Raw genomic sequence first — 13,662 nt, 5'->3', positions numbered from 1 at the left:
ATGCACGTCTTCGCCGAGTTCGGTGTCACCTCACGGGTACGGCTCGCCGCCGAGGGCGGCCCGTCGGGGCCATCCCGCTGATCCACCCCGTCTCTGACTCTGCGCTCCGAGGAGCACGCGGGGCGGTCCCGCCCCGCCCTTCTCGGACAGGAGGGGCTCGAGGTCGCGAGCATTCCATCGCACGAGTGCGTGCCGAGGCCCCTCCACTCCCACGGATCGGAGTCAGATGGTCGATGGCGCGTCGGTGGCGCCGGCGACGACGTTGTCGGGAATCTCGCCGGGGCGGTAGTCGGGCAGGCGGCTGGCGGGCAGGATCGCGAGCGCGCTGACCCCGGCGAGGACGAGCAGCCCGAGGCGTAGCGCGCGGAGGCGTGCTTCTTCGTTGAGGGCGACCGCGGCGTCGACCTGGGCGGGGGTGGCGGTGGTGCCAGCGAGGACGGTCTCGAGGCGTTCGTTGCTCACGAAGTTGGTGTTGTCCAGGTCGACCTGCGCGACGAGTTCCGGGGGGAGCTCGACGGTGCTGGCGAGGGTAGTGGCGACGTTGGCGCTGAGGATGCCGACGAGCAGGGCACCGGCGACGGCTGTGCCGACGGCGGAGGCAAGGTTCTGCACGGTGCCGCGCACGGAGCCGACGTCGCCGGAGAGCTCCTTCGGGGAGGCCGTGACCAGCACGTTGAACACCAGGGTGACCAGCGCGCCCTGCCCGATGCCGAACACGAACAACCCGAGGATCGTGGGCAGGGTCTCCCAGTTGTTGGTGACCACGAATGAGAGCCAGACCAGAGCCAGGGTGGTGAGCCCCAAACAGCCCATGCCGATGACACGGGGGGTGAACCGGCCGTAGACCCGCACCACGAGCATGGCGGTGACGAACACGGTCAGGTTGAACGGCAGCATCGCCAGCGAGGTGTCGAACGCGGTGCGACCCTGCACGATCTGGATGTAGAGCGGCACCGTGAAGTTCAGGGCCGCTTCCAGCGCGACCACGACGAACATGGCGTAGACGGCGGCGCGTTCGCGACCGGAGCCGAGCACCGACAGGCTCACCAGCGGCACCTGTCCGGCCTCGGTGCGGCGTCGGGTCCAGAGGAAGAAGGCCTGGACCAGCACGACACCGAGTCCGATCAGGACCGGGGCGGGGGAGAGCCCGAGGATTCTGAACGGGGCGTCGGGTTCGGCCAGGAGCAGGCCCCAGTCGTTGAGGTTGTTCACCCCGAGGGTCAGCAGGACGATCGCCGCCCCGATGAGCACGGCCGCCACGACGTCGATGCTGATGTCGGGGTTGCCGCGGTCCGAACGCAGCCGGAAGCTCAGCGCGAACACCGCGATCGCGATGATCAGGACCACCACGAAGACCTGCCGCCACCCGACGTAGGTGGCCAGGGTGCCGCCGATGAGGAAGGCGCTGACCCCGGCCAGGGCGCGAGCGGACCCGAGCGAGCCGATGGCGGTCGCCTGCTGGTCGCCCTGGTAGTTCTCGGCGATCAGCGCCACCAGCGACGGGACGATGATCGCGGCCGAGGCCCCGGCGAGTGCCTGGGCGAGGATCACCCAGCCCACGGCGGGCGCGAGGATCATGGTCAGCGCCGAGAGCGCGAACACGACCACCACGACCCGGAACACCACGACCCAGCCGACCCGCTGCCCGATCTTGGCGCCGACCATGACCAGAGCGGCGACGACCAGCCCATAGGTGACGATCGCGGTGCTGACGTCGGTCGGCGGCACCCCGAAGGTCTCCACCATGCCGCCGAGCGAGACCGGCAGCGCGGCCACGTTGTAGGACATCAGGATCTGCGCCAGGAACAGACCCACCATCGGCGTCCACGACGCCCGCACCACGTCCCCCCCACCGGCCGTGTCGGTCGTGTCGGGTACGTCGGGAATGTCGATGGTCATCGCGTACCTCTCTCCTCGACGTGGGGCTCGGAGGCGAACACGTGGAGCCCGAGTGCGCGGGACAGGTACGCAGTCGCGATCTGACCCCGCACGCTGTTGCCGGCCGCGTCGAGCCGCGGGGCGTAGCAGCCGATACCCGCCTTACCCGGGGCAACGGTGACCAGCCCGCCGGCGACCCCGGACTTGCCCGGCAGCCCGATCTCGAACAGCCACTCCCCGGAACGCTCATAGAGCCCGCTCGCCGCCAGCACCGCCAGGGTGTCGCGAGCGACCGTGGCGGCCACCACCCGCTCGCCGGTCAGCGGGTTGACGCCGCCGTCGGCCAGGGTCGCACCCATCACCGCCAGGTCGCGGGCATCGACGCGCAGCGAGCACTGACGGGTGTAGACCTCGACGACCTCGGCAGGGTCGCGCTCGATGCGCCCGTAGCTCTCCAGCAGTGACGCGATCGCCCGATTGCGATGGTTGCTCGCCATCTCCGACCGGTAGACCTGTTCGTCGACCTCGAGCGATCGTCCGGCGAACCGCGACAGCCCCTCACGGATGACCGTCCACAGGTCCTCGGCCGCGTCGCCCGGAATCAGCGCGGTGGTGGCGAGCGCACCGGCGTTGACCATCGGGTTGCGCGGGTGACCGTCGTTGAGCTCGATCGCCACCACGGAGTTGAACGCCAGCCCGGTGTTGTTGACCCCGACCACCTCGAAGGCGCGCTCGTGGCCCAACGCGTCACAGAGCAGGGCGTACACGAACGCCTTCGAGATCGACTGGATCGTGAACGGGACTCGGGTGTCGCCCATCTCATGGAGACCGCCCTCGACATCGGCCAGGCACACACCGAAGGATTCGGGGTCGGCGGCGGCCAGGACCGGGATGTAGTCGGCCACCGTTCCCTCGGCGTGGCGCGACGCGTGCCCGTGGGCCTCGGCGAGCAGACGGTCGGCCTCCGGGCCCGACGGGACAGCACCGGTGACCGCCATCTGCGGCACGTGGGACGCGTCCACCTCCACGCCGACCACACCTCTCGGGTAGCCCCACGAGCTGATCGTTCGGCCACGCATCATGGACCACCGGGCCTCCCGGTGAAAGCCCGGTGAGGTGAACGGTGGGGCTCTCCGTGGGCGTCGTTGGCGGTGGTTGGCCGGAAGGACATCATGCCGGCGTGACCAGCGACGATTCCGTTCCGCACGTGGCATCCCAGCGCGCGACACTGCCACGAGGTTTGTCCGTCCTGCTCGCGCTCGCCGCCATGGTGATCGTGGCGACAGGGGTGGCGCTCACCGCCTGCTGATCGCTCCGGTCTTCCTCGCCGTCGCCGTCGTCGTCGTGGTGGTGGTGCATCCGCTGCAGGCGCGCTGGCAACGTGCCGGTTGGCCGAGCTGGGCAACGGTGCTCGGCCTGCTCGTGGCCGTCTACGGAGTGGTCCTGGCGCTCTCGGCGACGGTCGTGTTCTCGCTGGCGCGGCTGGCCACCCTGCTCTCCGGCTACACCGCCGAAGCGAACGCCCTGCTGAACTCGGCGCTCGCGACGCTCGCCGGATACGGGGTCGGCCCCGAACAGCTCCGCGCCCTGATCTCCGGTTTGGACACCCAGCGATTCGTTCCGATCGTCACCGGCCTGCTGCGTGGAGTCGGCGGACTGGCCGGGAACCTGCTGTTCCTGCTCTCGCTGTTGTTGTTCCTCGTCATCGAGTCGACCGGGATCGGCGACCGTCTCGAGCGGCTCGGGCCACGGCGCGCCGCCCTGAGCCGCTTCGCACACGGCACCCGCCGCTTCATCACGGTGACCACGATGATCGGGCTGATCACGGGTGCCGTCGACGCGGTCATCCTCTGGTGGCTCGGCATCCCGGTCGCGGTCCTGTGGGGCGTACTCGTCTTCGTCACCAACTACATCCCCTACCTCGGGTTCTGGATCGGGGCGGCCCCGCCGGCGATCCTCGCGTTGCTCGTCGCACGACCGCCGCTCCTCGTCGCGGTGATCGTCGTCTTCCTGGTGGTGAACTTCGTGCTGACCTCGCTGGTGCAGCCCTACTACGTCGGCGACGCGGTCGACCTGTCGATCTCCCTCGTGCTGATCTCCCTCGTCTTCTGGGCATGGTTGCTGGGCCCGGTCGGCGCGGTCCTCGCAGTGCCCTTGACGCTCTTCGTCAAGTGCCTGCTCGTCGATGACGACCCGAGCGCACAGTGGGTGCAGGCGCTCGTCGGTGCGAAGCCCCCGCCGATCGGCTCCGGCCGGCCCGTACGTTCGAGCGTCGATACGAACGCCGAGGCGCACGAGAGCTGACCGGAAGACGCTCTGCTACGGCAGTCGCGTTCTCTGAGACCGTCGAGGCCCCATACCTAGGCTTTCCGCACCTACAGGACTCGGCTCGATGGCCTATGGACGTGGCACCCAAGCCGGTCGAAGCTGGTCGCCGGCAGGTGGGACATCGCCGTCGCCCGCTGCAGCAACCGTCGGGGCAACCACGGCTGGAGGCCTGATGAGCGCTGAGGTATCGAGTCGGCTGCGTGTCTGTCCGCCGGAGGTGCATCAGGCCGAGGGGGTGCTCTCGGTGCTGCTCGAGATCACGATCGAGCAAGCTGCTCACGCGCTCGACGAACGCGCCGCTGCGCGCGGCACCACCGTGTACGCCGCGGCGCTCCAGATCCTCGAAGAGCGCGCGGCTGGGCACCGCCTCGACTGCCTCGACCCGTGGGGCAGCTGCTAGCTGCCGTGCGGAAGGGCGAGCCGCTCCGCCGCCCGAGTGGGCCAGCGGTCACGGCGCTCAGGTTCGGGCCGCACGAAGAGTGAAGGCAGCGGTGCGGACGATGCCGTGGTGTTTGAAGTCGAGGAACGCCCGGTAGAGACCTGGGCTGGGCGCCACGACGTGGAAGCTGATCTCGGGCCCCGGCGAGGTGTGCCCGTCGCCGGGCTCGCCATCGGGGTGGACGTGGAGGTACGCGAGGTCGCCGACGCGCAGGGCCACGAGGTGCCCGTACGCGGCGAGGTAGGGCTCGAGGTCGGTGATCGGGCGGCCGTGGCGGCTCACCGCAAGCCTGAGCTCCGAGTGCTGGCCGGCGACGAGCGAGCCGGCGAGCGTGACGGTGTAGCCGTCGATCTCGGTGCTGCTGGCGCGTGCGGGCAGGGGCACCGGCTGGAAGTCGCCGGCGACAGCGATGTCGGCGCCGAGGATCAGGCCACCGACCTCGGAGCCGTCGGCCGTCGCCGGGGTGGCGTCGGCGAACACGCGATACGAGCCCGCGTCGGGGATCGTCAGCGGCACCGACCACGTGCCGGTCTCGTCACGCCGAGGGTGCACGTGCTGGAAGCCGTGCGTGTCGCGGCGCACGACGATCAGATGCAGCTCCTTGTCGTGCATCGGCCGGTAGTCGCGCACCGGGTGCCCGTCCGGGCCGGTGATGACGAACCGGAAGTCGCTCGGTACATCCCGGGGCAAGGTCGGCACGGCCGGTTCGAGCGTGTAGCCGTGCTGGCTGATCGCCAGACCGGCGGGCAGCGAGTGGGCGCTCATCATCGTCACGGTGGTCATCGGTTCGTCCTTCGGGTCCGTGGACATCTGCGGCGTGAAAATACCCCCCCGGGGTATATGAGTCGAGACGCCGCGGGGGCCGCGCCGCACCGTGTCACTCGTTGCGACCAGGCTCTCGGCCCTTCCGCTGCCCTGAGGCGCGGCGGATGGTCGGCGGTCGACATCGCTGGCCCGATCGCGTGGCCGAGGTCACGCGGGCACACGACCGACGCGCTGACCTGCGTGGGCTCGCGCTCACGGGCGGCCTTCCTCGGCGCGATGTGTCGCTGCGTCGACGACCCTCGCGATTCGGTGGGCGGTCTCGGCGAGCGCTCCCAGCCTCGCCACGTCACCGGACCGGCCGAGAGCGAGATCCGGGAGCGTCGATGTCGTGGCGTGCCGGGGGGGGGGTGCAGGTGGCGCTGTGTCGTGCTCAGCGACCCGTGCCCGGCGAACCGACGGAAAGGGTGACGGCCCGTCTCCTGCCGGGGGGACAACAGGAGACCGGCCGTCGGGGCAACCGTACCGGCCACAGCTGCCGACCGGAGCGGCCGGAGAGGCGCGGCGACGGTCCCGCGAGGTTCCTCCGGCAGCAAGGACGGTCCTCTTGCCCACGGGCATCGTGCTCGCGCGGAGGCGTTCACGAGCGTGGAGATGCCTCCCTGACGAGACGTCCTCGGACGACCGCGTCGGGAAGGCCCACAAGCTCGACTCCAGCGGCACTCGCATCCGTCCCCAGTGCCTGGATCGCGAGTTCTCGGCCTGTGATGTGGGACCCGATACGCTCTCCTCGGCGCCACGGACGTCCCCTCCCCGGGGCAGAGCCGTCCCTCAGGAGGACCGACATGCCCCGCGCGACCTACACGATCGCCGGTGGAGCGGCAGATTCCGATCGGCTCGCTCGTCAGGCGACGGTCATGGCCTCCGCGACGCTCTCGTTCCTCGAGCGAGCCGGAATACGCAGCGGGGCGTCCTGCGTGGATGTCGGCTGTGGCGATGGTGAGGTGACCATCGCCATGGCCCGTGCCGTCGGTGCCGCCGGGCGGATCGTCGGTGTCGACATCGACGAGGGCGCCCTCGAAATCGCGCGCCGGGCGGCGGCGGACGCCGGCGTCGCGGTGTCGTTCGTGCGCGCCGACGCCGGTGTCGAGGGCCTTCCGGCCACAGGAGTCGACCTGGCGTTCGCCCGGCTGGTCCTGAGTCACCTCGTGGATCCCATGGCGATGATCCGGGCGATGACCACGGCTGTCGATCCGGGCGGGGTCGTCGCGGTCGAGGACCTGTACACACCGACCCTGCGCGCCGAGCCGCCCGTCCCCGCGTTGAACGACCTGGCCGACGTGTACAGCGCGACGGTTCGCTTCCACGGGGGCGATCCGACGATCGGGCCCCGCCTCGCGGCGCATCTGTCGAGCGCGGGGCTCGTCGACGTTCACGAACAGAGCGTCGAGAACCGCATGACCAGCGTGGCGCAGAAGATGTTCCTCGCAGAGCTGGTGGACAACATGCACGAAGCGATCTCATCGGCCGGTACTGCCACACCCGACCAGCTGCGCACCATCCGCGCAGACGTGGCCGCCGGCGCACAACGACCCGACACGGTGTTCTTCCAGGCCCGGATGCACCAGGTCTTCGCGCGCCGGCCTAGCTAGCCGTCGCCCTCACATGAGGTTTCGTCCCACCCCCCGGCTCTCGGACTCGACGACGGCGCACGCAGGTCTTTCCGGGAACCGAGTTGACCCCTCCTTGACGATCCCGGTGGCACGATGATTCCCCCGGACAACGGGCAGACACGCTGGAAAACAGTGGCGCACCGAATGTGGAGTGGGCATGCCGATGACCCCGCCCACGCCCGATCCTGACCCCCGCGACGGGCGACCCCTTTCGGAACGGGAGCAGCGTGTGCTCGCGGGCATCGAAGCCTCGCTGAGTGTTGACGATCCGCGACTGAGCGCACGGATGGCCCACGACAGGGTGCGTCCAGCCACGTCCTTGTCCTCGCGGGCGCTGAACCGATCTGTGCAGGCCGGCGTCCTCCTGCTCGTCGCCCTGCTCGTTCTGCCGGCCGAATGGCGCGCGGCCCTGGTCGTGGTCATGGTGATGGTGGTTCCGGTCGTGGCCGGCCTGTGGGTCACCCGCCATGGGGAACCCCCGGAAGACACCGAGAATCGACCCCCGGCGTGACCGGCGAGACCGATTCGACGTCGTCGGTGACCCGGTACCTCTCCGACCAGGCCGGACATCGAGCCGCGTCAGGGAGCAGCGGGATCGAGCCGTCGTCGATGCGGTGCTCGCCGTCGACTGCGATCATCGTGAGCATCGTCCCGGAGCGCGCGCCCATCCGGCGCAGGAGGGACCCTCACCCGCAACGGGGTGAGGGCCCCTCCCGCCAGCGGCCGGGTCAAGGCTCGCCGTATGGTTCACGATAGCCGTTGCCGGCGCCTTTGCGGCCCCGCCGTCGCTGGCTGCTCAACGGCCGACGGAGCCGAGCACCAGCGGCTGCTCGCCAGGAGTGGACAACGCAGTTCCCGGTCAGCGAAGTTCAGAAAACCGAGCGCCGCGGAGCGACGACCGTGCCCCCTCATCGAGGGGAAACGGCCGGGAGCCTCGACCCTTCGTGCGGCGGTCGGTAGGTGAACCGACCGCAGGTCTCGCAGTAGAAGTAGCGATGGCCTGCTGGGGCGCCACCGGGAGTCCGGCCACAGGCATCGCGGCACGGCAGCCACCCTCGCTGGCCCGCGCCGTGGCACCCGTAACCGCATCGCAGCGGACCGTCGACGCGTCGCGTGCTCGTCTCCCGACTTCGCCCCGACACCCCCGAAGGATGCCCGCCACACGTCGACCCATCCCAGGAGCCCCGGGTAACTCCGGCACTGGGCGCCATGACGGGCATCACCCGCCAGAGCGAGAGGACGTTGCCCTGGGCGTCACGATCGGCCTTCGCGCGACGGACCAGCGCGGTCCATCGGCGGTCTCCAGGAAACGGCGTCTCTTGGGTCTCCGAGATCGGGACGGGGTGAGAGCCAGTTCGGCGGCACCGCCAGCGCGGAGCCAGGGACGCGTCTGGGGTCGAGGCCAGCCCTCGCGCGTCAGCTGATCATGCCGGCCCGCAAGGCCAGCAGCACCATGTGGGCTCGGTCGCCGGTGTGGAACTTCTTGCCGATGCGGTACAAGTGCGCCTTGACGGTGGCGGGGGAGAGCACGAGCGCGGAGGCGATGGCGGGATTGGTCGCTCCATCGGCGACCCGTTCGAGGATCTGGACCTCGCGAGGGGAGAGGCGAACCTCGATCAGGCCAACATCAGTGGGCACCAGCCCCGACCATCCGGTATTCATGATGTTGTCGCCGTCACACACGGGACCATTGGAGCCGGATCTCGACGCTCCGGAAAGAGTCGTGATCATGGCCCGCCCCGATCGTGTCGCTCCCGCCGATGCTGATGAGCAACGGTGGGACCGGGCCCGAGCCTTCGTGCCGCCGTGGGCCGCACCGTGCCGCTGGTGGTCGTGTGCGATGGCCGGCTGTCCTGGCGGAGCCACGGGAGGCCGATGGTGGCCGAGTTCCGATCTGGAATGGTTGCTCCGCCGGAGTAGGGCAGAGCGATCTCGGCGATTTCGGTTGAGCCCACCGTGGCGGGCGGCGAGCGGTGTGGGCGGGCACGCGCGCCTGGAGGACCAAGGCCGCCGTGATCACGGGGTCGAACGCCGCGTTCGGACCGCGGGATCGTGCCTCGTGATCGTCGCGACCGCGGTCAGGCAGGTCGTTGATGCGGCCGTCTGCGCGGTACGAGCTCGCGGATGTCGTCGTACACCGGTGGCAGCCTCCGCACGTCGGTCTCGCGCAACAGCTCGAAGAACTGCGTCCACGACGCCCCTTCGATCTTTACCGACAGTGTGCCTGCCCGTTGGTGGAGCTCTGCCCAACACTGCAGCCCGGCCCGGTCGCAGCTCGTCACCGCGGTCACGTCCACGATCACGTGGCGAGCTCGTTCTCGTTCGAGGTGCGCGCAGCGCGTCGCGAGATCGGCGGCCTCGAACTCGGAGAACACGCCGCTCAGTACGATCTTCTGCTGCCCGGCAGCATCCATGACAAACGCCTCAAATTTGTTGAAGGTTTCACCGGAACTGCTCGACGGACAAGGGGCTAGCAGATGCTAGTCCGATTCGCCGACCGCCGCAGAATGACTCGCCCCACAACCCCACGAGGCTGACGCGATTCTCGTTGATCGATCAACACGTCTCAGCTCCGTTGAAGCGAATGGCGTGCCGTCCGCGGCTGTCGAAGGGCTCGACCCCCACCGCCGGATGCCGTGCCGTGCCGTGCCGTGCCGTGCCGTGCCGTGCCGTGCCGGCCGGATCGACCCGGACCACGGGGCCGGGAAGCCGTCGGCCCAAAACCATCGGGACGACCGCGCCGGAGCGCGACCCGATGCCGGGCAATACCGGCGGCTGATCGCCGACAACGGGACATCCGTGGGGCCGGCGCATCATCGCCGTCGCGGTGGAGGCGGTCAGACATGTCCTGCCGGGCTCCGAGAGCATGACCTCTCCGTGGTCCGCGCCGCGCCGGGCTTCGAGCTCCCGCGCCTCGCTGCCGGCTGCAACTCCTCGACCGGTCCTTGTTCGCGTGGCAGCGGTTCGGTTCGATCTCGATCGACCACGGCATCGCAGACCCAGGGGACGGAGCAAACCTCGTGACCGGACGACCGGCGCTCTCGGCCGTGCTCGCCGCCCAGGACGGCGTGCGCGGGTGGCAGGAGAGTCTTTACCGCGACCTGCACCAGCATCCCGAGCTCTCCCACGCCGAGCAGCGGACAGCAGCGGCCGTGGCGAAGCAGCTGGAGACAAGCGGCTTCGACGTCACGACGGGCGTGGGCGGCACCGGTGTGGTCGGCGTGCTCCGCCACGGAGAGGGGGCGTGCGTGTTGCTGCGCGCCGACATGGACGCACTGCCGGTGCGCGAGACCACGGGGTTGTCCTACGCGAGCACGGAGACCGTCGACGACGCGTCCGGCGCCTCGACGCCGGTGGCCCACGCCTGCGGTCACGACATGCACACCACCTGCCTGCTCGGCGCCGCTGACCTGCTCGCCGCCGGTCGCGATCACTGGACGGGGACGCTCGCCGTGGTGTTCCAGCCGGCCGAGGAGACCGGGGACGGCGCCGAGGGCATGGTGAGCGACGGATTGCGAGAACGGCTCCCCGCGGTGGACGTCGCCCTGGCCCAGCACGTCGTCCCCATGCCCGCCGGGCTGGTCGCTACCCGGCCGGGGCCGTCGTTCGCCGCCGCGGACAGCATGCGCATCACCGTGTACGGCCGTGGCGGCCACGGCTCCATGCCGCACGTGACCGTCGACCCGGTGGTGCTCGCTGCGGCGATCGTGATGCGCCTCCAGACGCTGGTGGCTCGCGAGATCGAGCCCGGCGAACCCGCGGTCGTCACCGTCGGCAGCATCGAGGCCGGGACCAAGAGCAACATCATCCCCGACCGTGCGGTGCTCGAGCTCAACATCAGGACCTACGACGCCCAGGTGCGGGAGAACCTGCTGGCGGCGATCCATCGGGTCGTAGCCGCGGAGTGCGCCGCGTCGAACTCTCCCCGGGAACCGGAGTTCGAGCTCTACGACCGCTTCCCGCTCACCACGAACGACGCGGCCGTCACCGCCCGCGTGGCCGCCGCGTTCCGAGACGCCTTCGGCGACCGGGCACAGCCGGCGCCGCGGGCCACCGCCAGCGAGGACTTCAGCGACATCCCGAACGGGCTGGACGTGCCGTACACCTACTGGGTGTTCGGCGGCGTCGACCCCCAACGATTCTCCGACGCCGAGAAGGCCGGCCGCATCGCCCAGGACATCCCGGCCAACCACTCACCTGACTTCGCTCCCGTCATCCAGCCCACCCTCGACACCGGCACACAGACAATGGTCACCGCAGCCCTCGCCTGGCTGGCCCCATGAACCGCCCCGGCGCGTCCGGAGACCTTGGTTCGCCCCGGGTTCAAGCCTCGGCGGCCCTCGTGATTGCGGCGGCCTCGGTCTCGACGTATCGCTTGGTCAGCGATCTTGGTGGCGTCCGCGGTCCAGCTGCATCCCGAGGGTGCGCTGGTTGAGCGCGGCGGGCGACGAGTGTGCCGCCAGGCATTGTTCTTGACCACGCCGCGGCGCGGGACGCGCCGGGCGCTGTTCGGAGGTGGTGGCGCGGGCCCGGCGCCCTCCGCCGCTCGGAGAGTGTCCGCTTTCCGAGGAGACGAGTACGGTTCGCGACGCGGGCGATTGGAGATCTTGTCGAGCCCGGGCGCCAGCGACAGCGATGGGGCGGCGTCGGAACGACCGGTCCGGTCGAGATACTCGCAGGCTGGAAGGAGCGCGGTCGTTGGCGGTCGTCTCAGGACAGCAGCCCGAGGTGACGAGGTCGCGGTGGTCGAGCACCGACCCCGATGCTGCTGCCGAGTATCTGCGACAGACCTGGGTGAACCTGCACCCGAGCTCGATCCCGGCCACCGGGTTCGCGTTCTGGAGCGATCACAGCTCGATCGGTCCGCTGGCTGTGGGGCGGCTGCGCCACAGCGGACCGGTGACCGGATGGGCGGACCCCGCGCAGGCAGTGGTGGTCCTGCAGATCGTGGCCGGCGGCCCCGTCCACATCGATCACGGCGAAGGTCGCGGTCACGATCTGGTCAAGCTGGTGCCGACCTGGACCCCGTTCGGGGTGAGTTGGCAGGACGTCACCCTGCAGGCCGTCCCCCTCGATCTCGCCGAGGTCACCCGGATCGGGGGTGAGCTCGCCGAGCTCGAACCCCAGACCGTCGTGCTCAGCTCCGCGCGACCGATCTCGACCCCGTTGGCCCTGTACTGGTGCCAGCTCAGCGCCCACGTCCACGAGGCCGTGCTCGATCCGGACACGGTGATGGGCGAGCCACTCGTCCTGGGCAACACGGTGCGCAACCTTGCGGGGGCGGCGCTCGCGACATTCCCGAACACCGCTCTCGAGGTGCTCACCGATCCGGGGACACCGACCGCGGGGCGCGCCGAGCCGGCCACCGTGCGCCGAGCGATCGCGTTCATCGACAGCCACGCGCACCAGGACATCGGGCTGCCCGACATCTCGGCGGCCGCCCAGACCGGCGCGCGCTCGCTGCAGATCGCGTTCCGGCGATACCGGGACACGACCCCGCTGGAGTACCTGCGACGGGTCCGCCTCGACGGCGCGCACGCCGAACTGGTCGCCGCCGACCCCACGCGCGGTGACCGCGTCGCCGCGATCGCCGCCAAGTGGGGCTTTGCCCACCCCGGACGCTTCTCGGCGACCTACCGGGACCGCTACGGACGCTCGCCGGGGTCCACCTTGCACCTGTGATCCGCGCCGTCCGGCGCCCCCCGGCGACACGACAGGGACCTCGACGGGCGGTGCGGTTTCCCGGACCGGGCCGACCGGGCAACACAATTCCACCGCGGGCCCGATTGCCGGCGGACGGGGCGGCTTCGCCGGCCGTTGAGCAGCCAGCGTCGGTGGGGTCGCCACCGCCGGATCGCGCCCGTTGCTGACCTTGCGGATTCCGGGGCGGGTCAGCGTCCCGCGGACGGGTCGTCACGCAACCCGAACCGCCTCACCCACGGTGGGATAGATCGCGAAGACGTCCACGAGATCGAGGAGCTCGACCATCCGGGCGAGCTGTCCTCCGCGCGGGCCGACCAGGCAAAGACGGCTGTCGTGAGGGAATCGCTGGTGAGCGTCGAGCAACGCGCGCACTCCAGACAGCGCCAGGAACGTCACGCGAGTGCAGTCGATGATCATCGACGTCTCGTTCGACAGGGCGTGTTCGCAGGCGGCCCGCAGAGACACCCGCATCGACGCGTCGGTGCAGAGGTCGAGCTCGCCGGCCAGCGTCAGGACGACAACCTCGGTTCCGTCACCGCGACGACGGAACTCCAGCGATGTCATGACTCCTCCGTCCCTGCGGTGCGCCCGTGGGGCTGCCGCGTTCGACGAAGGAGAATGAGTACCCGGTATCACGGGCTGGTAACAAAATGACGCTGATGCGAAGACCGACCTGGGCTCGTCGGTACACCGCCCAGCCGAGGACGCGGAGGATCAGCCCGACCGCCAGAGCTTGAGCACACCACGAGGACGGGCAGCTGCCATCTACCGCGTCCGGTTGTCGGGGACGACGGCGCCCCCGCCGATGACAGGTGGAGGCGCCGCCCAGGGAGGCGGTCAGCCGACGCGTGCTGCCGCTCGGTCCGTGGTTGTCCCGAT

Annotated in this window: 13 protein-coding genes; 7 read left to right on the top strand and 6 right to left on the bottom strand. The window is 70.1% G+C overall.

Annotated features, from left to right (window positions below; translation table 11 throughout):
- Positions 1 to 222: 222 nt before the first annotated feature.
- On the bottom strand, positions 223 to 1,899 hold the full coding sequence (locus tag ACR9E3_RS26585; RefSeq protein ID WP_460383759.1) for an MFS transporter: 1,677 nt from the start codon (positions 1,897 to 1,899) through the stop codon (positions 223 to 225).
- Positions 1,896 to 2,876 carry a glutaminase A gene (gene glsA, locus ACR9E3_RS26580; RefSeq protein WP_460383764.1) on the bottom strand — a complete coding sequence of 327 codons (981 nt, stop codon included), beginning with the start codon at positions 2,874 to 2,876 and terminating at the stop codon, positions 1,896 to 1,898. Before glsA ends, ACR9E3_RS26585 begins: the two co-directional genes overlap by 4 nt.
- A 182-nt stretch (positions 2,877 to 3,058) precedes the next feature.
- On the opposite strand from glsA, the gene ACR9E3_RS26575 reads away from it, so the two are divergent.
- The 3 genes from ACR9E3_RS26575 to ACR9E3_RS26565 all read left to right on the top strand — a co-directional run bounded on the left by ACR9E3_RS26575 (position 3,059) and on the right by ACR9E3_RS26565 (position 4,606).
- Positions 3,059 to 3,187, top strand: a complete 129-nt coding sequence (locus tag ACR9E3_RS26575; protein WP_460383765.1) for a hypothetical protein — start codon at positions 3,059 to 3,061, stop codon at positions 3,185 to 3,187.
- Positions 3,181 to 4,182, top strand: coding sequence for an AI-2E family transporter (locus ACR9E3_RS26570; RefSeq protein ID WP_460383763.1), 1,002 nt, complete (start codon positions 3,181 to 3,183; stop codon positions 4,180 to 4,182). Before ACR9E3_RS26575 ends, ACR9E3_RS26570 begins: the two co-directional genes overlap by 7 nt.
- Before the next feature lie 196 nt (positions 4,183 to 4,378).
- The gene (locus tag ACR9E3_RS26565; RefSeq protein WP_460383758.1) at positions 4,379 to 4,606 is read left to right on the top strand and encodes a hypothetical protein; all 228 of its coding nucleotides are present in this window, start codon (positions 4,379 to 4,381) and stop codon (positions 4,604 to 4,606) included.
- Positions 4,607 to 4,663: 57 nt separating this feature from the next.
- Here ACR9E3_RS26565 and ACR9E3_RS26560 read toward each other — a convergent pair whose 3' ends face one another.
- Entirely contained in the window at positions 4,664 to 5,428 is a 765-nt protein-coding gene (locus ACR9E3_RS26560) for a hypothetical protein (RefSeq protein ID WP_460383757.1), read from the bottom strand.
- A gap of 824 nt (positions 5,429 to 6,252) precedes the next feature.
- Here ACR9E3_RS26560 and ACR9E3_RS26555 point away from each other — a divergent pair.
- Together ACR9E3_RS26555 and ACR9E3_RS26550 are read left to right on the top strand one after the other, a co-directional pair.
- On the top strand, positions 6,253 to 7,059 hold the full coding sequence (locus ACR9E3_RS26555; protein WP_460383756.1) for a methyltransferase domain-containing protein: 807 nt from the start codon (positions 6,253 to 6,255) through the stop codon (positions 7,057 to 7,059).
- A 178-nt stretch (positions 7,060 to 7,237) separates the two neighbouring features.
- Complete coding sequence (locus tag ACR9E3_RS26550; RefSeq protein WP_460383755.1) at positions 7,238 to 7,591, top strand: DUF3040 domain-containing protein; 354 nt, start codon at positions 7,238 to 7,240, stop codon at positions 7,589 to 7,591.
- 905 nt (positions 7,592 to 8,496) lie between these two features.
- Here ACR9E3_RS26550 and ACR9E3_RS26545 read toward each other — a convergent pair.
- Both ACR9E3_RS26545 and ACR9E3_RS26540 read right to left on the bottom strand, forming a co-directional pair.
- Entirely contained in the window at positions 8,497 to 8,763 is a 267-nt protein-coding gene (locus ACR9E3_RS26545; RefSeq protein ID WP_460383753.1) for a response regulator transcription factor, read from the bottom strand.
- A gap of 395 nt (positions 8,764 to 9,158) precedes the next feature.
- Positions 9,159 to 9,494, bottom strand: a complete 336-nt coding sequence (locus ACR9E3_RS26540; RefSeq protein WP_460383752.1) for an STAS domain-containing protein — start codon at positions 9,492 to 9,494, stop codon at positions 9,159 to 9,161.
- Between the two features lie 606 nt (positions 9,495 to 10,100).
- On the opposite strand from ACR9E3_RS26540, the gene ACR9E3_RS26535 reads away from it, so the two are divergent.
- Both ACR9E3_RS26535 and ACR9E3_RS26530 read left to right on the top strand, forming a co-directional pair.
- Positions 10,101 to 11,363 (top strand): amidohydrolase, encoded by a 1,263-nt coding sequence (locus ACR9E3_RS26535; protein WP_460383750.1) that lies wholly within the window; start codon positions 10,101 to 10,103, stop codon positions 11,361 to 11,363.
- A gap of 415 nt (positions 11,364 to 11,778) precedes the next feature.
- Positions 11,779 to 12,762: a helix-turn-helix transcriptional regulator gene (locus ACR9E3_RS26530; protein WP_460383749.1), complete on the top strand. Its 984-nt coding sequence runs from the start codon at positions 11,779 to 11,781 to the stop codon at positions 12,760 to 12,762.
- A gap of 231 nt (positions 12,763 to 12,993) precedes the next feature.
- Here ACR9E3_RS26530 and ACR9E3_RS26525 read toward each other — a convergent pair whose 3' ends face one another.
- The gene (locus tag ACR9E3_RS26525) at positions 12,994 to 13,347 is read right to left on the bottom strand and encodes an STAS domain-containing protein (RefSeq protein WP_460383748.1); all 354 of its coding nucleotides are present in this window, start codon (positions 13,345 to 13,347) and stop codon (positions 12,994 to 12,996) included.
- Between the last annotated feature and the right edge of the window lie 315 nt (positions 13,348 to 13,662).

The organism is Actinomycetospora sp. C-140 (genome assembly GCF_054796175.1).
Note: the sequence above shows the minus strand (reverse complement) of the source record. Positions and strands in the feature narration are given on the sequence as shown.